Raw genomic sequence first — 20,433 nt, forward strand, 5'->3', positions numbered from 1 at the left:
GCGATCGGAGCCCAGGGTCAGCCGGCGGCCTTCTCGATGCGCTTGTCCGTGGTCTTCCACGCCTCGTTCGGGCTCTTGTTCTGCGCCTCGATCAGGGTCAGACCCTGCGAGAAGATGTCCTTGATCGTGCCGTCCTTGCGGCCGAGCACCTGCTCGTCGGGGATCTCCTTGGCGGCTGCGCCGAAGATCTGGCCGATGGGCGCACCGGAGAAGTAGTCCGACTTGGCGTCGACCACTTCGGGCATCTCCAGCGCCTTCTGCGACGACGGGAAGTTACCGATCTTCTCGAACAGGTAGGCCTGCTGCTCGGGAGCGGTCAGCCAGGCCACGAGGTCCTGCGCCTCCTTCTTGACCGGGCTCTTGTCCATCACCCCGAGGAAGGATCCGCCCCAGTTGGCGCCCTTGGGTGCCTTGGCCACGTCCCACTTGCCCTTGTTCTTCGGTCCGGCCTTCTCGCTGATGTGGGCGAGCATCCACGCCGGGCAGACGGTGGAGGCGAAGGTGCTGTTGGCCAGACCCGGGTCCCAGCCCGGCTGGAACTGGCGGAGCTTGGCGGTCAGATCGGACGTGGCCGCCTCGGAGGCCAGCTTCCACGCGTCCTTGACGACGGGGTTCGTCTCATAGATGAGCTTGCCCTGCTTGTCGTAGAACTGCTGGGAGTTGCCGTAGATCATGGCGTTGAACAGCCCGCTGGAGCTGTCCATGAAGGCGACCTTGTCGTCCTTGGAGTTCTTCTTGAACTTCTTGCCCGCCTCGACGTACTTCGACCAGTCGCCCTCCCACAGCTTGGCGACCTCTTCGCGGTCGGTGGGGAGACCGGCCTGCTCGAACAGGTCCTTGCGGTAACAGACCGCCATCGGGCCGATGTCGGTGCCGAGGCCGATGACCTTCTTGTCGTCGGTGGTGACCTGGCTCTGCTTCCACGGAAGGAAGTGGTCCGTCCCGGCCGCGCCGGCCAGGTCGACGAACTTGTCCTTCTGCGTGTCGGACAGCTCCTTGGCCCGACCGATCTCTATGCCCTGAATGTCCTTCAGGCCGCTGCCGGCGGCCAGGTGGGTCTGCAGGGCGGTGTAGTACGTCTGCTCGTCGCCCGCGACGTCCGCCTTGATGACGACATCCGGGTGCTCCTTCATGTACTTGTCGAGCAGCCCGGTCTCCTTGAAGCCCATGACGCCGAAGAGCCCCATGGTGATGGTGGTCTTGCCGTCCTTCTTGCCGCCACCCGTCCCCCCGCTGTCACTGCCTCCGCAGCCCACGACCAGGCCGAGAGCCGACACGACCGATACGGCGGCCACGGCTCGTGTACGCAACTTCTTTCGGGCCTTGCCCATTTGTCCTCCTAGCGGCGGCGCTGACGCACCGGAGTTCGAGCCCCGCGGTCCGCTCCGCAGGCCCGATTTGTCCAGTGGGTACGTTCCCAGACGACGATGGGAACGTGCCCACTCGGTGGCCCAGAGCGTGGCCGCCGCCATGGCCTCCTGTCAAGAAGTTGAAACCACTTCGTTGCCGGAAGATGTCGCGCAGCCGAATCCCGACCCTTCGGACGCTCTCCACGGGTCTGGCACAATGCGCAGGTGACAGCCGTTCGGACGGCGTGCGGCAAGGAGGCGACATGCGGGGCAGACAGCGTCCGACCATCAAGACCGTGGCCGCGCGCGCCGGTGTCGGACGCACCACGGTTTCACGAGTCATCAACGGCTCGGAGCTCGTCAGCGAGAAGGCCAGGGCCGCCGTGCTCGCCGCCATCGCCGAGCTGAACTACGTCCCGAACTCCGTCGCGAGGGGTCTGGTGACCAGCCGGACGAACTCCGTGGCCCTGGTGATTCCCGAGTCCGAGAGCAGGCTGGGCTCCGAGCCGTACTTCTCGGCGGTCATCCGCGGGGTCAGCACCGCTCTCGCCAGGACCCGCACCCAGCTCCAGCTCGTCCTCGTACGCGACCAGGCGGAACGGGACCAGCTCACGGAGTCGGTGGCGGAACGCCGGGTCGACGGGGTGCTCCTGGTCTCGGTGCACGAGCACGACCCGCTGCCGGGCCTGCTGGAGGACATGGGGCTGCCCACGGTGCTCGCCGGGCGCCGCTCCCCCGCCGAGTCGCTCGCGCATGTGCACTCCGACAACGCCGGCGGGGCCGCGACGGCCGTCGGCCACCTGCTCGCGCGGGGGCGGCGGACCATCGCCACGATCAGCGGCCCCCTCGACATGGATGTGGCGCGCAGCAGGCTCCAGGGATGGCGTGAGGCCCTGGAGAAGTCGGGGCACGATGCCTCGGAGCGGCTGGTGGCCTCAGGTGACTTCACCGAGGAGGGCGGCGAGGCCGCCATGCGTTCACTGCTTGAACAAGTCCCCTCGCTCGACGGCGTGTTCGTCGCCTCGGACGTCATGGCGGCGGGCGCGCTCGTGGAGTTGCGCAGGCAACGGCGCAGGGTGCCCGAGGACGTGGCGGTGGTCGGGTTCGACGACTCCATCATCGCCCGGCACACCAACCCGCCCCTCACCAGCGTGCGTCAGCCCATCGAGGAGATCGGGGAGACGATCGCCCGCCTCCTCCTGGAGGAGATCGGCAACCCCGAGGAGCCGCGTCGGCACGTGGTGCTTCCCACGGAACTCGTCGTGCGCGAATCGTCGTGAGTCCGCGGTTCGTCGTGAGTCCACGGGTCGCCCGGGGTGTCAGGGGTTCGTACGGGCTGTCCGCGGTTCGCCCGGGGTGTCAGGGGTTCGTACGGGCTGTCCGCGGTTCGCCCGGGGTGTCAGCGGTAGTACAGCGCCGCCTTCTCCAGGACGTGACGCGTGAACATCCCGCCCCAGACGGTCCCGCCCGCGTACATGGTGACCTGGGCGGACCCGGGCGCCGACGTGAACACGGTGAGAGGTCGCGCGATCAGTGACGTACCCAGGATCCGCGCATCCTCCGCGGCCCAGCGCGCCGCGGACGGCTGAACGCCGGTGCTGACCAGCGCGGGCAGGACCATCGCCGCGTTCCGCGCGCCGGGCAGACCGCTGCGGAGGCTCTTCACGTAGGTCAGGGCCCACCCGGTGAACTCGGCGATCGCGGGGGCGTCGACGGTGGGTACAGCGGCGGCGAGGACGAACAGTTCCACCTTGGTGCCGAACCACCGGGCCTTACGGTCCGACCTGCTGCCGAGCAGCACCCGGTGATCTCCCCAGTCGGTCGCGGTCACCGCGCATCCGTCGGCCGCCAGCCGCTCACGCAGTGCCTCAAGGTAGGTGTCGGACGCGTCGGCCGGCGGGACCTTGTCGATTCGCTGCTGAGTCATGCGTGGATCGTGCACGACCGGCGGGGCCCGGGGAAGACCGCTACCGCTTCGAGAACAGTCCGGTGTCCCGGCCCGAACGCCTGCGTCCGGCCCGCTCGGCGAGAGCCACGGCGGCCCGCCCCCACTCGGGATGTGCGAAGGCGAAGCCTGCCGCGCTCAGCCGGCCCGGCACCACCCGGCGGCTCTTGAGCAGCAGTTCCGTGTCCGAGCGCAACGCGAACGCCCCCAGCTCGGCCATCAGGCGCGTCGCCGGCAGCCCCACCGGGACACCCCACGCGGTGCGCAGCGCCCGCATGAAGTCGCGGTGCGGAAGGGGCTCGGGCGAGGCGAGGTTCACCGGCCCCTCGATGTCGTCCCGGTCGATCAGGAACTCCACCGCGCGCACGAAGTCCTCGTCGTGGATCCAGGAGACGTACTGCGCGCCGCCCGCCACGGGCCCGCCGAGGCCGAGGCGGGCGAGCCGCGACAGTACGTGGAACACGCCGCCCCGGTCCGGGCTCATGACCATCGCCGAGCGCAGGGCCACCTTGCGGGTCGCGGGGGTCGGTGCTTCGGTCTGCGCCCGCTCCCAGTTCTTCGCGATCTCGACGCTGTACGCCCAGTACTCCGGCACCCGGGTCTCCGAGCCGCCGATCACCCCGGTCGCCTCGTCGTGTGCCGCGCCGACACTGTGGGCGTAGACCGTCGCCGTACTCATCTGCAGCCAGACGCGCGGTGGCCGCGCGGCGGCGGCGATCGCCTCGCCGACCACGCGCGCCGAGTCCACCCGGGAGTCCATCATGGCGCGCAGGTTCTCCTCGGTGTACCGGCAGGAGACGCTGCGCCCGGCCAGGTTGACGACGACGTCACTGCCGTCGACCGCCTCGGCCCAGGGTCCGAGCGTGGTCCCGTCCCAGCCGACGTCGTGCGCCCTCGACGGGTTCCGGGTCACCACCGTGACCTCGTGACCGGCCGCTGACAGCGCACGGTCGAGCATCGCGCCCACCTGTCCGGTTCCCCCGGGCAGCACTACCTTCATCGAACCCCCTCGGCTTCGTCCGACGCCAGGGTATCCCGCATTTTTGAACATGTTCAACAGAGGGTCGAGCGCGAGCCCGGCCAGCCCGGCCGGGGCCTCCAGCGGGATCAGATGCCCCGTGTGCGGAAGCACCACGACGCCACCCCCTACCCCGGGTGCCGGGCTACGCGCCCCGCGCCCTTTCGCGGGCGGTGTGCCAGGCCACCGGTCGCGCCGCGAAGGCGTACATCGTCGACCGGATCGTCCTGGAAGCCAGGCGGCTCACCGCTGCCGGTTGCGCCCGCGCGCTCGGCTTCCCCGACGCGTCCGACTTCTCGGTGTTCTTCCTGAACGCGACAGGGACGCGCCCGGGCCGGTGGCGGGCACAAGCCGACCCCGACCGGCATGGAGCCCTGAATGCCCTGATATGCGCTTTCCCGTGAACCGTCCTAGCCTGGCGGATATCGCTCGGGGCGGTCGACGGCCGGTAGAGCCGGCGGAGGGTGAGCTTCCATGGCTGAGCGACGTACACGGTCCGGTCTGGTCGGCGAGTTGTCGGCCGAGTTCGCGGGCACAATGATCCTCATCCTCTTCGGATGCGGTGTGGTGGCGCAGGTGTCGGCGGGAGGCGCGCTCACCGATCCGGCGGGCGGCCTGGGTGACCACGACAGCATCGCCTGGGCGTGGGGCCTCGGCGTCACCCTCGGTGTCTACGTGGCGGCGAGGCTGAGCGGTGCACACCTCAATCCCGCGGTGACCGTCGCACTCGCCGCGTTCAAGGGCTTCCCGTGGCGCAAGGTGGCGCCCTACGCGCTGGCCCAGACCGCCGGCGCCTTCGTGGCCGCGCTCCTCGTCCGCTGGAACTACAGCGAGGCGCTGGCGAAGGCCGACCCCGGACACACCCTCAAGACACAGGGCGTCTTCTCGACCCTGCCCGGCAACGGCAACCCCGCCCTTCCGGTGCACGAGTGGGGCGCCTTCCGCGACCAGGTCATCGGCACGGCCATCCTGCTGCTGCTGATCATGGCCATCACGGACCTGCTGAACACACCGCCGGGCGCCAACCTGGCCCCGTTCGTCATCGGTCTGGTCGTGGTGGCGATCGGCATGGCCTGGGGAACGAACGCGGGGTACGCCATCAATCCCGCCCGTGACTTCGGACCGCGGCTGGCCAGCTTCTTCACCGGCTACGGCGGAGCGTGGCGAGATCAGTACGGGAACCTGTACTTCTGGGTGCCGATCATCGCCCCACTGGTCGGCGGCCTGCTCGGCGCGGGCCTGTACAAGGTCTTCATCAGCCGCTTCCTGCCGTCCGCCGAGCCCGAGCCGCCGGGACGCGTCCCGGCATCCAAGGACTGACCCGACCGGCCGGAGAGGCGGAAACCCATGGCGGACTTCATCGGCGCGGTGGACCAGGGAACCACCAGCACCCGATTCATGATCTTCGACCACGGCGGCAACGAGGTGGCGAAGCACCAACTGGAGCACGAACAGATCCTGCCGCGTTCGGGCTGGGTGGAGCACGACCCGGTGGAGATCTGGGAGCGCACCAACTCCGTGATCCAGAACGCCCTTCGCCACGGCGGCCTCTCGGGGACCGACCTGGCCGCGATCGGTATCACCAACCAGCGCGAGACCACGGTGGTGTGGGACCCGCGCAACGGCCGCCCGTACTACAACGCGATCGTGTGGCAGGACACCCGTACCGACAAGATCGCGGCGGCCCTGGAACGTTCGGGGCAGGGCGACGTCATCCGGCGCAAGGCCGGGCTGCCGCCGGCCACGTACTTCTCCGGAGGCAAGATCCAGTGGATCCTGGAGAACGTCGACGGTGTGCGGGAGGCGGCGGAACGGGGCCATGCCCTGTTCGGCAACACGGACGCGTGGGTCCTGTGGAACCTCACCGGCGGGCCCGACGGCGGTATCCACGCCACCGACGTGACCAACGCCAGCCGCACCATGCTCATGGACCTGGAGACCCTCGACTGGGACGACGAGCTGCTGGGCTTCTTCGGCGTCCCGCGCGCCATGCTGCCGGCCATCAAACCCTCCTCGCACCCCGAGGCGTACGGCGTCACGCGCGCCTCCCGGCCGTTGCGCGCGGCCGTTCCCATCGGGGGCGTGCTCGGCGACCAGCAGGCGGCGACCGTCGGCCAGGTCTGCTTCGCCCCGGGCGAGGCGAAGAACACCTACGGCACGGGCAACTTCCTGGTGCTGAACACCGGCACGGAGCTCGTCCGCTCCGAGCACGGTCTGCTCACCACCGTGGCGTACCGGTTCGGCGACGAGCCGGTGGTCTACGCGCTCGAAGGCTCCATCGCGGTGACCGGCTCCGCGGTGCAGTGGCTGCGCGACCAGATGAAGATCATCAAGACCGCCGCCGAGAGCGAGGTCCTCGCCCGCACGGTCGAGGACAACGGCGGCATGTACTTCGTCCCGGCCTTCTCCGGCCTGTTCGCGCCCTACTGGCGCTCCGACGCGCGCGGGGCGATCGTCGGACTCGCCCGGTACAACGACAACGCGCACCTGGCCCGGGCGACCCTGGAAGCGATCTGCTACCAGAGCCGCGACGTGGTGGACGCCATGGAACAGGACTCCGGGGTCCACCTCGACGTGCTCAAGGTGGACGGCGGGGTCACCGCCAACGATCTCTGCATGCAGATCCAGGCCGACGTCCTCGGTGTCCCCGTGAGCCGCCCCGTGGTCGCCGAGACGACCGCGCTCGGCGCCGCCTACGCCGCGGGACTGGCCACCGGATTCTGGCGGGACACCGACGAACTGCGCACCCACTGGAACGAGTCGAAGCGCTGGGAGCCGCAGTGGTCCGAGGAGCAACGCGCGGAAGGCTTCGCCGGGTGGAAGAGGGCCGTGGAACGCACCCTCGACTGGGTACGCGTCCCCTGACGGCCGGCGGGTGGAGCGCGGCGCCGGCTTGTCTTCGATGCCTCGCTCCGCCGCCGCTGACCCCCGTTGACAGCGGCGACGGGCGAAGCACCGCGACAGGTCCGACGTCGTGTCGGACCTGAGGCCCATCCGGTTGACCGGCCCGGCGCGAAGGGGGGGTCCGTCCGCCGGGCCGGCCAACCGGTTGCTGGAAGACTGCTGGAACGACCTTGTGAAAACCTTGCCGGGCTCCTGATCCGGCATGGGCGCCCCCGGATCAGCCCGTCGTCCTCGGGCCGGGCCGGGTGACAGCGCGTACCGGAACCCTCACCATGACGGCGGCACCGGCCCCGCTTGTGTGGAATCCTGGGCAAGATCGGGGGAGTTCGTGAAAAGCAGGGCGGCCGATCGTGGGTGGGGACGTGGATCTTCGATTACTGGGCTCGTTGGAACTGTGGGCGGGCGGTCGTCACATCGAGCTGGGGCAGCCCAGGCAGCGCATGGTCCTTGCGGCGCTCGCGGCCAACGCGGGCCGGATGCTGACCGTGGACGCCCTGGTGGACCGGGTATGGGACGACACCCCTCCCGACGCGGCCCGTTCGACGCTGTACTCCCATGTGAGCCGGGTCCGGCGGGTGCTGGACGAGGCGGCGCGCGGCGAGGACGGGACGGCCGACCATCCGCCGCTCCAACTGGCCCGGGTGTCCGGCGGCTACCTACTGCGGGCGGCGGACGACAGCATCGACCTGCTGCGTTTCCGGGCGCTGGTGGCACGGGCCCGTGGCCTGCGTCCCGAAGACGCCGAGTGCGGCCGGCTCCTGCGGGACGCCCTGGACCTGTGGCGGGGCTCGCCACTGGCCGACCTGCCGGGCGCCTGGGCCGAGCGGACCAGGACGGCCTGGCTCAACGAACGGCTCGAAGCCGCCCTGCAGTGGGCCCGGGCCGAGGCGGCGGCAGGACACGCCTCGCAGGCGATCGGCCGACTACGGGCCCTGTCCGACGAGTTCCCGCTGGCAGAACCCCTCGCCGCCCTGCTCGTCAGGTCACTGGCCCAGGCCGGCCGGACCGCCGAGGCACTGGACCACTACGCCGAGGTCCGCCGCCGGCTGGTCGACAAGCTGGGTTCGGTGCCCGGGGCGGAGCTGCGCACCGCCTACAAGGAGGTCCTGCGCGACCGCCCCGCGTCCGCCACCGGAACGGAGCCGGGACCCGCTCAGGGCGGCCCGCGGCCCGCACCCTCCCGGCCCGCGCAACTACCCCTGGACGTAAGGGCGTTCACGGGACGTGAGCGACAACTGGACGAACTGTCCGAGCACTTGCTCTCCGCCGTGGAGGGGCCCGATGCCACCAACACGGTCGTGGTGTCCGCCGTGTCCGGCACCGCCGGGGTCGGCAAGACCGCTCTCGCCGTCCACTGGTCCCACCGGGTGCGCGAGCAGTTCCCGGACGGCCAGCTCTACGCGGACCTGCGCGGCTACGACACGGACGAACCGGTGCCCGCCGCCGACGTCCTCACCGGATTCCTCGTGGCCCTCGGAGTCCCGGGCCCCGAGATCCCGCTGCGGGTGGACGACCGCTCCGCCCGCTACCGCACCGAGCTGAGCGGGCGCCGCATGCTCGTGGTGCTCGACAACGCCTCGTCCAGCGAGCAGGTACGCCCCCTCCTGCCCGGTGCGACCCGGTGCAGAACCGTGGTGACGAGCAGGGACGTACTCAGCTCCCTGGTGTCCCTGCACGGCGCCCACCGGCTCGTACTCGACGTGCTCCCCCCGGCGGACGCCGTACGCCTGTTGAGCAGGCTCATCGGCCCCCGGGCCGAAGCCGAACCGCAGGCCGCGGCCGTCCTCGCGGAGCAGTGCGGACGGCTGCCCCTGGCCCTGCGCATCGCCGCGGAGCTGGCGCTCTCCCGTCCCGCCTCGCCCCTGAGCTCCCTCACCGCCGAACTGGACGACCGGCGGAGCCGGTTGGAGCTGCTGGACTCGGACACCGATCCCCGGGCGGCCGTACGAGCGGTCTTCTCCTGGTCCTACGACCGGCTGCCCGCCGAGGCCGCCGCCGCGTTCCGGCTGCTCGGGCTGCACCCGGGTCCCGATGTGGACGTGTACGCGGCGGCGGCGCTGTGCGGACGCTCCGTGGCCGGCACCCGGCGGACCCTGGACCTGCTGGCCCGCAGCCATCTGATCCAGCCCACCCGCGCCGGCCGCTACGGCATGCACGACCTGCTGCGGGTGTACGCGGCCTGGCAGGCCGAACGGAGCGACGGGCCGGCCGACCGCGAGGCGGCGCTCGACCGCCTCCTGACCCACTATCTCGCGGCGTCCTGCGCGGCCATGGACGTGCTGTTCCCGGCCGAGCGGCATCTGCGGCCCCGGATCCCGGCGCCACCGACCGAACCGCCGCCGTTTCCCGACGCCACCCATGCCAAGGAGTGGCTGGCGGCCGAGCACGCCGTGCTCACCGCCGTCACCGCGGCCGAGGCCGGGCGCGGCAGGGCCGAGCACGCCGTCGGCCTGTCCACCACCCTGCAACGCCACTTCGACAGCCGCGGGCTCTTCACCGACGCGCTCGTCATCCACGGCCACGCCCTGCGTGCCGCACTCGCGGCGGGCGACCGGCGGGGGGAGGCCGAGGTGCGCACCTGTCTCGGCACCACCCACAGACGGCTGGCGCAGTACGACGAAGCGGTCCGCCACCACACGGAGTCGCTCGCCCTGTGCCGGCGGATCGGGCTGCCGGTGGCCGAGGCCCGCAATCTCACCAACCTCGGCGTCCTGCACGAACTGCGCGGACAGTACCGCGAGGCCGCCGAGCGGCACGGGGAGGCCGTCGTCCTCTTCCGGAAGGTCGGGGACGCCGGCGGCGAGGCCGACACGCTCAACAACCTCGGTATCGTCCATGAGTTGCTCGACGACTACGAGACCTCCGCGGAGCAGCACCGGCAGGCGCTCGCCCTCTTCCGTTCCCTCGGACATGCCTTCGGTGAGGCCAGCGCGCTGGGCAATCTCGGCATCGTGCTGTCGCGGCTCGACCAGCACGCGACGGCGGTCGAGCACTTCGAGGAGGCCCTGGCCCTGTTCCGGCGGCTCGGCCACCGCGGGGGCGAGGCGCACGCCCTCAGCAATCTCGGTGACGCGCACAACCGCCTCGGCCACCACGGGGAGGCGGCCACCCGTCAGAGGGAGGCTCTCGCCCTGTTCCAGCGGACCGGGGAGCGGTACGGCGAAGCGGGCAGTCTCAACGGTCTCGGTGAGGCCCTGCACGGCTCGGGCCTGTCCGACGAGGCCGCGACCGCCCACCGCGCCGCGCTCACGCTGGCCATGGAGATCGAGGAGAAGGAGGAGCAGGCCCGCGCCCACATCGGCCTGGCCCGCATCCACCAGGACGGCGCCGACCTGCCGGCCGCCCGAGGACACTGGCAGGACGCGCTCGCGCTGTACAGCGCCATCGGTTCGCCGCGCGCCGCGGGTGTGAGCGAGTCCCTGGCCGCCCTGGAGACACAGCGACAGGAGGACACGCACAGCCCCGACTCCGCCTGACCCGCCGGTGGGGGCGACGGACGCGGACCGGGGGGCCGCCCTCGGCCGCGGCCCACGCGGGCGGCCCGTTGACACCGGGCGGAGCGGCTCCCACAATGATCGGCATGACCTGGCACTGTTGCGACGCGATGACGGGGCTTCTGCGCGTCCCGAATCGCACCGGGTGCGAGCGCTCGGGCCTCTGATCCCCCTCCGCCCCGTGTGACACCCGCCGTGCCGCAGTGAAGTCGTGCCGGTCATCTCCTCGATGGCCGAGAGAATCCGGACCTCCGTCCCGTCCCGCCGTGTCCAGGTGGGGCGACGACGGATTCGTCCCCTCCTCTCCCCCGCACTCATGCGTGCGCGGCACCCCGCGAACACCTGGCCCATGCCTGCTGTCGAATGCCACCGCGCTTCGGGCATCGGGCCTCGGGCCATCAAGTCCTGCGAACGAGGAGGTACTTCATGACGGTGACCGTTCCCCGGACCGCCGTTCCGACGCTGCGTGAGGCAAGCGTGCCGCCGGGCGGGATCCACGAAGGGGCCCGTGAACTGCGACGGCTGCCCGAGGGATGGCCGGCGCGTCCCTACGGCCGGTTCGAGCTCGTCCCGCAGGGCAGCACGATCGGGGCCGAGATCAGAGGCCTCGACCTCGCCCGCCCCCTGGACCCCGCCCTGCGCGAGGAGCTCGACCGGGCCCTGCTGGAGTGGAAGGTGCTCTTCTTCCGTGCCCAGCACCTCACGTCCGAGCAGCAGAGCGGCTTCGCCCGCAACTGGGGTGAGCTGGAGACCAATCCCCTGCTCGCCCGGGGCGCCAGCGCCGACGTGGTGCGCTTCGACAAGGGGGCCGGCGCCACGCCGACCTTCGAGAACGTGTGGCACGCGGACGTCACCTTCCGGGAGCGGCCCGCGCTCGGCGCCGTGCTCCAGCTGCGCGAGGTGCCGCCCTTCGGCGGAGACACCATGTGGGCGGACATGGCCGCCGCGTACGACAACCTCGCGCAGGAGGTGAAGGACCGTATCGACGGTGCCACGGCCGTGCACGACTTCATCCCGGGCTTCGCCCGCTTCTACGCTCCCGAGCGGCTCGCCCCGTTCCAGGACGCCTTCCCACCGGTGGAGCACCCCGTCGTCCGTACGCATCCGGAGACGGGCCGGAAGCTGCTGTTCGTCAACACCTCCTTCACCACCCGCATCACCGGTCTGCCCCGCGAGGAGAGCGACGAGCTGCTGCGCCACCTCGTACAGCAGGCGCATGTTCCGGAGTACCAGGTGCGCTTCCGCTGGCAGGCCGGGGACATCGCCTTCTGGGACAACCGTGCCACCCAGCACTACGCGGTGAACGACTACGGCGCGCACCGCCGCGTCGCGGAACGCGTCGCCATCGCCGGCGACCGGCCGTACTGAGGCGGAGCACCGCCCGTACCCGGCCTCGTCGTACGCCTGGCCGGGCCTGGCCTGGCCTGGCTTTCGAGGCCGCCCCGGTGGCGTCGGTCCGCGCACTTCGTCGATAGCGTGCAGTTCGAGACCCGAGTGACGAGGAGGACGCGTGCGATTCGCGCTGGACGCATTGTTCGCCGACGTGCCCGCGGAGCAGATCGACGAAGCTCGCGACTTCTACAGGTCGAGGACGGCCGGCCGCGGCCCCGGCACACCCGAGGAGCTCAAAGAGGTCCGAGCGAAGAGATCTGCTCCTCCTGCCGCCGATCCGCCACCCATCGAGGAGACGATCGAAACCGCGGAAGGGTCCGTCCCTGTGCGGATCTTCACTCCTGTGGACGGGCCGCCGCGGGGCGTCTACCTGGACATACACGGCGGCGGCTTCTACATGGACTCCGCAGCGCGAGGAGACGGACGCAACCGCGCGCTCGCGGACGCTTCGCACCTCGCCGTTGTCAGCGTCGACTACCGGCTGGCCCCTGAGCATCCCTGGCCCGCGGCACCCGACGACTGTGAAGCAGCGGCGCTCTGGCTCGTCGAAGAAGCGGACGCCCGCTTCGGAACATCCCGGCTCGCGATCGGCGGCAGCTCCGCGGGAGCCACACTCGCCCTGGCGACCCTGCTCCGGCTGAGAGACAGAGGTGCCGTCGGCCGATTCACCGGCGCCGCGCTCCAATTCGGTACCTACGACTTGAGCGCACGCACCCCGGCCGGTCGCCGCATCGCGGACGAATACTTCATCCAGGCGTACGTCGGCCATGTGGAAGACCGCACCGTTCCCGACATCTCGCCTCTCTACGGCGTTCTTCGCGGGCTTCCCCCCACGCTGATGGTCGTCGGAAGCGCGGACGTGCTGCTGGAGGACAACCTGGCGCTGGCAGGCCGGTTGTCGGCGGCCGGCAATGACGTCGAGCTCCGGGTCTACCCCGACTCACCCCACGGCTTCACGGCCCACCCCACGACGATGGCCAGGACGGCGCTCAGCGGCGTCGAGTCCTGGCTGCGCGACCGGATCACCCGCTCCTCGAACTGACCGCGCCCCTGGAGCGCTCGCCGCCGCGTACCCGATCCTCACCGGCCGCCCGGTGCGGGGCGCGGGGACGAGGCCGGTCGGTCGGTCTGAGTGCCGACGTCGCGTCCGCCCTCACCAGTTCTTGTCATGCACCTGTACAGATCTTCGGCGTCGTGCTGTCATGCCAACTACCGCTCTTTGCAACGTTGTACAGGCTGGGACGGCGAGCCGCCAGCCCTCTCTCCGTCCGTGTACGTCCTTGCTCGCCCGACACCCAAGGAGTCACGATGCGCAGCACCAGCCCGGCCCCGACCCCCTGGGCAGTCCTGCTGAGACGGCGGGCGAGGCGGATCGCCACCGTGCTCGCCACCCTCGCGCTGGTCTGCACGGCCGCCCTGACCGCGACGGGGACAGTGCAGGCAGCACCGGCCGCGTGGACGCCCAAGCCCTCCCCCATGACCACCCCGTGGACCAACCAGGTATCGGTCGACAATCCGCTGCCGGAGTATCCGCGCCCGCAGCTCACCCGTCCCGACTGGGCCAATCTCAACGGCATCTGGGACTTCGCGGTCACCTCGGCGGACGCGGGTCAGCCCGCGTCGTTCTCGGAGCAGATCCGGGTGCCGTTCGTCGCCGAGTCGGCGCTGTCCGGGATCCAGCGCAGGATCACCCAGAACGACAAGCTCTGGTACAAGCGCACTTTCACGGTCCCGGCGGGCTGGAACGGCCGCCGCGTCCAGCTCAACTTCGGTGCCAGCGACTGGCGTACGACGGTCTGGGTCAACGGCGGCCAGGCCGGCGCCACGCACAGCGGGGGCTACGACTCCTTCTCGTACGACATCACGGGTCTGCTCAACAGCGGCACCAACACGATCGTGGTGTCCGTCTGGGACCCCAGCCAGACGGGCATCGGGGCGGTCGGCAAGCAGCGCATCAACGACGTGACCCCGCACCCGGGAGGCGGCATCTTCTACACCGCGGCCTCGGGCATCTGGCAGACGGTGTGGCTGGAGCCGACGGCCGCGGCGCACATCACGCGCCTCGACATGGTGCCCGACCTCACGAACAACACCCTCAAGGTCACCGTCAGGGGCGACGGCGTCTCCGGGCAGAGCGCACGGGTGACCGTGTCCTCCGGCTCGACCACGGTGGGCACCGCGACGGGGGCGGTCGGCAGCACGATCAGCGTGGCGATACCGAATCCGCGTCTGTGGACCCCCGAGGATCCCTTCCTGTACGACGTGAAGGCCGATCTGCTCTCCGGTTCGGCCGTCGTCGACTCCGTGGGCGGCTACAGCGGGATGCGTTCCGTGGGGGTCGCCCGGGTCGACGGTGTCCTGCGTCCCGTCCTCAACGGCAAGTTCGTCTTCCAGACCGGCACCCTCGACCAGGGCTACTGGCCGGACGGCGTCTACACCGCGCCGACCGACGACGCCCTCAAGTACGACCTGCAGAAACACAAGGACCTCGGCTTCAACATGGTGCGCAAGCACATCAAGGTCGAGCCGCAGCGCTGGTTCTACTGGGCGGACAGACTGGGGCTGCTGGTCTGGCAGGACATGCCCGCGATGGACACCCGCACCCCCGACAGCGCGGCCCGCACCCAGTGGGAGGCCGAGTACGACCGGATCATCGACCAGCACCGCAGCTCCCCGTCCCTGGTGATGTGGGTCGACCAGAACGAGGGCTGGGGTCAGTACGACCAGGCGCGCATCGCCGACCATGTGAAGGCGTACGACCCGTCCCGGCTGGTGAACAACATGAGCGGCATCAACTGCTGCGGCGCGGTCGACGGCGGCAACGGCGACGTCCTGGACCATCATGTCTACGTCGGTCCGGGCACGACCGTGCCCAGTGCCACCCGCGCCGCCGTCCTCGGTGAGTACGGCGGTCTGGGGTTCAAGGTCGCCGGTCACGAGTGGTATCCGGGCGGTGGCTTCAGTTACGAGGACCAGGCGGACCAGGCTCATCTCAACAACCGCTTCGTGGGGCTCCTCGACGCGTTGCGCGAGGTGCGGATGCCCGCCGGGCTCTCGGCTTCCGTCTACACGGAGATCACCGACGTGGAGAACGAGGCGAACGGCCTCCTGACCTATGACCGGCAGATCGTCAAGGTGGACGCGGCGCGCGTCCAGGCCGCCAACCGCGCCCTCATCGACGCCTCCCGGGCCACGGCCTCCCCCGTCGTCCTGCCGGTCAACCAGTACAAGTCCCTGCGGGTGACCACCTCCGGCTACACGAACCGCTATCTGCGGCACCGCGACGGGGCGGCCTACACCGATGTGGTCGACGCGAACAGCGCCGCCCTGCTCAAGAGCGACGCCACCTGGAAGATCGTGCCGGGCCTCGCGAACAGTGCCTGCTACTCCTTCGAGTCGCGCAACTACCCCGGTCAGTACCTGCGGCACCGCGACTACCGCGTCTACAAGGAGTCGGGCAGCGGAGCGGTGTTCCAGGCCGACGCGACCTTCTGTGCCGTGCGCGGCGCGAACGGCGGCGTACGGCTGTCCGCGTCCAACTTCCCCGAGCAGTATCTGCGGCACTACAACGCCGAGTTGTGGCTGGCCACCCCCGGCGGCTCCCACACCTGGGACAACCCCGCCTCCTTCACCGAGGACACCACCTGGGCCGTCGAAGCACCCTGGGCCCCCTGACCGCACGCGAGGGACGGTGGCCGGTTCGGCCGCCGTCCCGGGCCGCGCCCCGCACTCACGGCCGCTCCTCCGCCTCGGCCGCCCGGTGCGGTTCCGCGGCCGGACGGCGCACGACCAGGCTCTCCACGGTGTACGACATCTCCTTGGTGCCGGCTGCGGGGCGGGGGTGGTAACGCCCGGCGCTCACCGAGAGGTTGACGATGAGGTGGGCGTGCCACCTCCGCCCCACCCCTCTCCTGTCGGCGAAGATCTGCGTGCCGTTGAGCCACCAGACCACCGAGCGGGCGCCGAACTCCACCCGCAGGTCGACAGGGCCGCCGGGGCGCACGGCTTCGTCGTGGTGATACAGATGCCCGCCGCGCACATGGTTGGAGAACTCCAGCAGGTCGGGGTTGTCCGGGTGGTACTCGAACACGTCGATCTCCTGGCCGCCGTCCCGCCAGGTCCAGATGGCGGGCCAGGCCCCCACCTCGGCGGGCAGGCGCACCCGTGTCTCCAGCACGTCTCCCGCGCGCACCTGGAAGTCGTCCTCGCTCCCCTCGGTGGTGAGCAGGCCCGTGCTCCACAGACCGTCCTTCCGGCGCGTGGCACGGAACGTGCCGTCACGGGAGTACGCCGGATCGGGGACCAGGTAGTCCAGCTTGTTGTCGGTCGGGTTGACCGGGCCGCCGTCGGGATAGGCCCAGGAGCGGCCGGCCACCCACTGCCTTGGCGAACTGAAATCGGCTGTGAAGACGATGTCGGACACAGGCCGGCTCCTTGGCGCTGGAGGAACGGGGACAAAAGCGCGCACGCAGTCTGTTTCTCCCCAGCCGCCCGGCGCCCATGCGCCGACCGGTCCCCACCGCCGCGCAAACAACCCGGCCGGGTGAACTCGCCCACCGGGCAGGGATGCGAGGCGGCGGCGAGGGCCGCCGCCGGGTCCCGGAACGCGGGCCGTCAACGACGGGCGGGCCCGCCGCCCCAGTCGAGGCGGAGCACGGCCAGGTCGTCGGAGTGCCGACCGGCGTTCAGCGCATGGGTCTCCTTGATGAGGAGGTCGACATGGGCGGCCGGATCCGCTGTCGGCAGTTTCCCTATCAGCGCGAGCAGCCCTTCGACGCCGAGCCGCTCCTCCTTCGTCCCGTTGTGTCCTTCGGTCAGGCCGTCGGTGTAGAGGGTCAGGGCGCCGGAGGCCGGGAGCGGGACGACCGTGGAGGGCCAGCTGTGGACTCCGGGGACGATCCCCAGCGCGATGCCGTGCGCGGCGGTCACCTCCTGGGTCCCCTCGGGGGCGGTGAGGAGGGGTTCGTGGTGGCCGGCGAGGTGGAGGGTGGCGGTGCCGGCCTCCTGGTCGAGCGTGAGCAGGGTGCAGGTGGCGAACAGGTGCTGGCTGCCCCGTTCGGCGATGAGGATGCGTTCCATCAGGTGCAGCAGGTCGTCCCCGCGGTGCCCGCCGAGCACGAGGGAGCGCCAGGCAATCCGCAGGCAGACACCGAGTGCGGCGGCGTCGGGGCCGTGGCCGCTGACGTCTCCGACCACGGCGTGCAGCAGCCCGTCGTCCCCCTCGACCACGTCGAGGAAGTCCCCGCCGAGCAGGGCCATCGTGGCACCCGGCAGATAGCGGGACGTCACTCTGACCGTGGAGGTGTCGAGCATCGGCTGCGGCAGCAGACCGCGTTCCAGACGGGCGTTCTCCTCCGCCCGCAGTTGTGCGGCCTGGGCCGCGGCGCTCGCGCGTTCGGTCTGGCTCCGGTAGACCGCGTAACGCAGCGTCCGCTGCAGGAGGTCCGCCTCGACCTTCCCCTTGACGAGGTAGTCCTGTGCCCCGGCCGCCATGGCGTCGGTGCCCGCCCGGTCCTCGGACAGCCCGGTCAGCACGATCACCGCGGTGTGCGGGGCGACCGCGCGGACGGCCGTGACCGCGTCGATGCCCGACACGTCGGGCAGATGCAGATCGAGGAAGATGCAGTCGATCGGACTGCCGGCCAGTTCGGCACGCGCCTCGGCCAGCGTGGTCCGGATGGTCAGCGCGAAGCCGAGACCGGTGTCGTGCAGGAGTTCTTCCACGAGCAGCGCATCGCCCGGGTCGTCCTCGATCAGGAGGATGCGGTACATCGGCTTCTCGGAGGCCCCGCCCGGGGCGGCCGTCGTGGGTCCGGTCATCGTGGCTGCTCCGCCTCCGCGCGGGTGGCCTCCGGAGTGGTGTCCGTGCCGGGGGTCTCCGGCGGCCGGGGCGCGAGGGTGAAGACGATGCGGGCGCCGTCCCGGTAGTCCGGGTCGACGGAGATGGCGCCGCCGTGGAACTCGACGATCTTCTTGCACATCGCGAGGCCGATCCCACTGCCCGAGTAGGTGTCCTTGGTGTGCAGCCGCTGGAAGATCACGAAGATCTTGTCGGCGTACTCCGGTGCGATGCCGATGCCGTTGTCGGTGACGGTGAACCGCCACAGTTCGCCTTCGCGGTCCGCCGTGACGTGGATCTTCGGCGTCTCGCCCGGGCGCCGGAACTTGACGGCGTTGCCGATCAGGTTCTGCCAGAGCATCCCCAGCTGGGTGGGGTCCGCGACCAGGGTCGGCAGCGGCTCGTGCGTGATGATCGCCCCGGCCTCCTCGATACCCACGCTCATCGAGGACAGGGTCCGTTCCAGCACCTCGTCCAGGTCGACGCTCTGATGGGCGTTGTGGAGGCGTCCGACCCGGGAGAAGTCGAGCAGGTCGTTGATGAGGATCTGCATGCGGTTCGCCCCGTCGACCGCGAAGTCGATGTACTGGTCGGCCCGGCTGTCGAGCTGCCCTCCGTAGCGCCGCTGGAGGAGCTGGGTGAAGCTGGAGACCTTGCGCAGCGGCTCCTGCAGATCGTGGGAGGCCACGTACGCGAACTGTTCCAGCTCGGCGTTGGAGCGCTGTAGGTCCGCGGCCTGTGCGTCCAGCCGTAGCCGGGTCTCCTCACTGACGGCAAGTTCCCGCACGAGACGCCGGCGCATGAAGTCGATCTCGCTGCTCAGGCGCCGCAGATCCGCGGGGCCGGTGGGGGTGATGGGATGCTCGAAGTCCCCGCCGGCGACGGCGCGGGCGTCCGCTCCCAGCTGCTCCAGGGGCCTGTTGATCCCGCGCCGCAGCCCTTCGAAGATCAGCGCCGTCAAGACGACGATGACCACCGCGATGGCGCTGAACACCCAGTTCCGCAGGGTCATCGTGGTCATCAGGTCGTCCCTGGCCCGGACACGGTCCGCGCGCAGCCGTTCCTGCTGGGCGCTCAGGGAGGCACGCACCTCGTCGAACAGGGCCTTGCCCTCCGCGGCCCGTTCGGTGGCCAGCGGTGAGGGGGAGCCGGCCGGCTGGGCGGCGATGGGCCGGGCGATCCTCTCCTGCCATGCCGTCACGGCGTCCTGCACGGTCTTCAGGTCCTCGAGACGGTCGGGGTCCTTCCGCAGCAGCCTGGCGAGCTGCGCACGGGTCGCCTCCTGCTCGGTGAGCCCTTGTTTGTAGGGGGTGACGAAAGCCGCCTTGCCGGTGAGTCCGTAGCCGCGGATCCCGGTCTCCTGGTTGAGCACGGCCGCTTCCAGGCGGATCGCGACGGTCAGCGCGGGAGAGCGCACGTCCACGAGGTCACGGCTGATCGTTCCGGTCCGCCCCAGGACGTAGGCGCCCGCCGTTCCGAGCACGGTCAGAACCACCAGGGACGCGGCCACCCCCGCACGAAGCCACCGCCTGGTCGTCCACGCGGAAAGCCCTCGCGCGCGCGAGCGCCTCTCATCGCCGGTCATTCTGTGGGCTCCTCGCTGTGACTGACGTCTTGCTTGTGTGGCCAGCACACTTTAGAGGGCGACAACCCTTGTTGTCGCGGAGCTCCTGGTGGACCTAGAGTGCCGGGTATGCCAGGCAAGGACTTCGCACTGCGGATCACTCCGCAGGAGACAGCCACCATCGCGGACGCGACGGTCGGCGATCTCGCGCAACGTCTCGCCCGCAGGCTGGTGGTGGCCCCGTCGCACCCGGCGTCGGACGACGCGGCACCGGCTCTGGCCCTGCTCCATGTGCTGGATCATCTCAAGCAGGCCACTGAACGACTCCAGCAGGAAGCGGCCGCGACCGCCGCACGCGCGGGTGCCGGATACCCGCAGATCGGCGCCGCATGCGGCATGACCCGGCAGGGAGCCCGGCGCCGCTGGCCCGGGCTCTTCCACCACTCCCACGAGAAACCCACGGAGCAACCGACAATGACCACCCCCGCCCGCCCCTTCGACGTCCTGCTCGTCGAGGACGACATGGCCGACGCCATGCTCATCGAGGAAGCCCTCTCCGAGCGCGGGGCCCGCAATCTGGTCCAGGTCACCGACGGGGTCGCCGCGCTGGAGCACCTGCGGACGCCCGGCACCCCGCGGCCCGACCTCATCGTCCTCGACCTGAACATGCCGCGGATGAACGGCCGCGACCTGCTGAAGGTCCTCAAGAGCGATGACGACCTCCAGTCGATCCCCGTGGTGGTCCTGACGACGTCCACCGCTCCGGACGACGTCACGGGCGCGTACAGCAGTCACGCCAACGCCTATGTGACCAAGCCCGTCAACCTCGACGAGTTCGAGCAGGCCGTCCAGAGCATCGACGCCTTCTACCTGGACACCGCCACCCGGCCGCGCCCCTGAGAGCCCGTGCGGTAGGACGCGTCACGAC

Annotated in this window: 14 protein-coding genes and 1 pseudogene; 9 read left to right on the forward strand and 6 right to left on the reverse strand. The window is 70.6% G+C overall.

The genetic code is table 11. The features are described 5' to 3' along the window. Window positions 1-17: 17 nt before the first annotated feature. The gene (locus tag K3769_RS19485; RefSeq protein WP_267027683.1) at window positions 18-1,331 is read right to left on the reverse strand and encodes an ABC transporter substrate-binding protein; all 1,314 of its coding nucleotides are present in this window, start codon (window positions 1,329-1,331) and stop codon (window positions 18-20) included. A gap of 281 nt (window positions 1,332-1,612) precedes the next feature. Here K3769_RS19485 and K3769_RS19490 point away from each other — a divergent pair, with 281 nt between their 5' ends. Further along, entirely contained in the window at window positions 1,613-2,629 is a 1,017-nt protein-coding gene (locus K3769_RS19490; RefSeq protein WP_267027684.1) for a LacI family DNA-binding transcriptional regulator, read from the forward strand. Window positions 2,630-2,748: 119 nt separating this feature from the next. On the opposite strand, the gene K3769_RS19495 is transcribed toward K3769_RS19490, so the two are convergent. Both K3769_RS19495 and K3769_RS19500 read right to left on the reverse strand, forming a co-directional pair. After that, window positions 2,749-3,276, reverse strand: a complete 528-nt coding sequence (locus K3769_RS19495) for a hypothetical protein (RefSeq protein ID WP_267027685.1) — start codon at window positions 3,274-3,276, stop codon at window positions 2,749-2,751. Between the two features lie 40 nt (window positions 3,277-3,316). Continuing rightward, window positions 3,317-4,294 (reverse strand): TIGR01777 family oxidoreductase, encoded by a 978-nt coding sequence (locus K3769_RS19500; protein WP_267027686.1) that lies wholly within the window; start codon window positions 4,292-4,294, stop codon window positions 3,317-3,319. Between the two features lie 123 nt (window positions 4,295-4,417). On the opposite strand from K3769_RS19500, the pseudogene K3769_RS19505 reads away from it, so the two are divergent. The 7 genes and pseudogenes from K3769_RS19505 to K3769_RS19535 all read left to right on the forward strand — a co-directional run. Next, a pseudogene (locus K3769_RS19505) lies at window positions 4,418-4,716 on the forward strand (helix-turn-helix domain-containing protein); the annotation flags it as partial. A 70-nt stretch (window positions 4,717-4,786) separates the two neighbouring features. Then, the gene (locus K3769_RS19510; RefSeq protein WP_267027687.1) at window positions 4,787-5,632 is read left to right on the forward strand and encodes an MIP/aquaporin family protein; all 846 of its coding nucleotides are present in this window, start codon (window positions 4,787-4,789) and stop codon (window positions 5,630-5,632) included. Between the two features lie 27 nt (window positions 5,633-5,659). Beyond that, on the forward strand, window positions 5,660-7,177 hold the full coding sequence (glpK, locus tag K3769_RS19515; RefSeq protein WP_267027688.1) for a glycerol kinase GlpK: 1,518 nt from the start codon (window positions 5,660-5,662) through the stop codon (window positions 7,175-7,177). A gap of 389 nt (window positions 7,178-7,566) precedes the next feature. After that, complete coding sequence (locus K3769_RS19520; protein WP_267027689.1) at window positions 7,567-10,692, forward strand: AfsR/SARP family transcriptional regulator; 3,126 nt, start codon at window positions 7,567-7,569, stop codon at window positions 10,690-10,692. Between the two features lie 444 nt (window positions 10,693-11,136). Next, a complete protein-coding gene (locus K3769_RS19525; protein ID WP_267027690.1) occupies window positions 11,137-12,078 on the forward strand; it encodes a TauD/TfdA dioxygenase family protein in 942 nt (313 codons plus the stop codon). A gap of 142 nt (window positions 12,079-12,220) precedes the next feature. Beyond that, window positions 12,221-13,144 carry an alpha/beta hydrolase gene (locus K3769_RS19530; RefSeq protein ID WP_267027691.1) on the forward strand — a complete coding sequence of 308 codons (924 nt, stop codon included), beginning with the start codon at window positions 12,221-12,223 and terminating at the stop codon, window positions 13,142-13,144. Between the two features lie 266 nt (window positions 13,145-13,410). After that, complete coding sequence (locus K3769_RS19535) at window positions 13,411-15,777, forward strand: AbfB domain-containing protein (protein ID WP_267027692.1); 2,367 nt, start codon at window positions 13,411-13,413, stop codon at window positions 15,775-15,777. A gap of 55 nt (window positions 15,778-15,832) precedes the next feature. On the opposite strand, the gene K3769_RS19540 is transcribed toward K3769_RS19535, so the two are convergent. The 3 genes from K3769_RS19540 to K3769_RS19550 all read right to left on the reverse strand — a co-directional run bounded on the left by K3769_RS19540 (window position 15,833) and on the right by K3769_RS19550 (window position 19,526). Continuing rightward, window positions 15,833-16,525, reverse strand: a complete 693-nt coding sequence (locus K3769_RS19540) for a LamG domain-containing protein (protein WP_267027693.1) — start codon at window positions 16,523-16,525, stop codon at window positions 15,833-15,835. Window positions 16,526-16,716: 191 nt separating this feature from the next. After that, window positions 16,717-17,922, reverse strand: a complete 1,206-nt coding sequence (locus tag K3769_RS19545) for a PP2C family protein-serine/threonine phosphatase (RefSeq protein ID WP_267027694.1) — start codon at window positions 17,920-17,922, stop codon at window positions 16,717-16,719. Further along, window positions 17,919-19,526, reverse strand: coding sequence for a sensor histidine kinase (locus K3769_RS19550; protein WP_267027695.1), 1,608 nt, complete (start codon window positions 19,524-19,526; stop codon window positions 17,919-17,921). Before K3769_RS19550 ends, K3769_RS19545 begins: the two co-directional genes overlap by 4 nt. A 108-nt stretch (window positions 19,527-19,634) precedes the next feature. Here K3769_RS19550 and K3769_RS19555 point away from each other — a divergent pair, with 108 nt between their 5' ends. After that, window positions 19,635-20,405, forward strand: a complete 771-nt coding sequence (locus K3769_RS19555) for a response regulator (RefSeq protein WP_267027696.1) — start codon at window positions 19,635-19,637, stop codon at window positions 20,403-20,405. Window positions 20,406-20,433 lie beyond the last annotated feature (28 nt).

Source organism: Streptomyces ortus, assembly GCF_026341275.1.
Lineage (GTDB): Bacteria > Actinomycetota > Actinomycetes > Streptomycetales > Streptomycetaceae > Streptomyces > Streptomyces ortus.

Coding starts and splice junctions, on each gene's coding strand:
- K3769_RS19490 (WP_267027684.1), top strand. CDS start 1,613: ATGCGGGGCAGACAGCGTCCGACCATCAAGACCGTGGCCGCGCGCGCC.
- glpK (WP_267027688.1), top strand. CDS start 5,660: ATGGCGGACTTCATCGGCGCGGTGGACCAGGGAACCACCAGCACCCGA.
- K3769_RS19510 (WP_267027687.1), top strand. CDS start 4,787: ATGGCTGAGCGACGTACACGGTCCGGTCTGGTCGGCGAGTTGTCGGCC.
- K3769_RS19485 (WP_267027683.1), bottom strand. CDS start 1,331: ATGGGCAAGGCCCGAAAGAAGTTGCGTACACGAGCCGTGGCCGCCGTA.
- K3769_RS19525 (WP_267027690.1), top strand. CDS start 11,137: ATGACGGTGACCGTTCCCCGGACCGCCGTTCCGACGCTGCGTGAGGCA.
- K3769_RS19555 (WP_267027696.1), top strand. CDS start 19,635: ATGCCAGGCAAGGACTTCGCACTGCGGATCACTCCGCAGGAGACAGCC.
- K3769_RS19535 (WP_267027692.1), top strand. CDS start 13,411: ATGCGCAGCACCAGCCCGGCCCCGACCCCCTGGGCAGTCCTGCTGAGA.
- K3769_RS19500 (WP_267027686.1), bottom strand. CDS start 4,294: ATGAAGGTAGTGCTGCCCGGGGGAACCGGACAGGTGGGCGCGATGCTC.
- K3769_RS19545 (WP_267027694.1), bottom strand. CDS start 17,922: ATGACCGGACCCACGACGGCCGCCCCGGGCGGGGCCTCCGAGAAGCCG.
- K3769_RS19550 (WP_267027695.1), bottom strand. CDS start 19,526: ATGACCGGCGATGAGAGGCGCTCGCGCGCGCGAGGGCTTTCCGCGTGG.
- K3769_RS19495 (WP_267027685.1), bottom strand. CDS start 3,276: ATGACTCAGCAGCGAATCGACAAGGTCCCGCCGGCCGACGCGTCCGAC.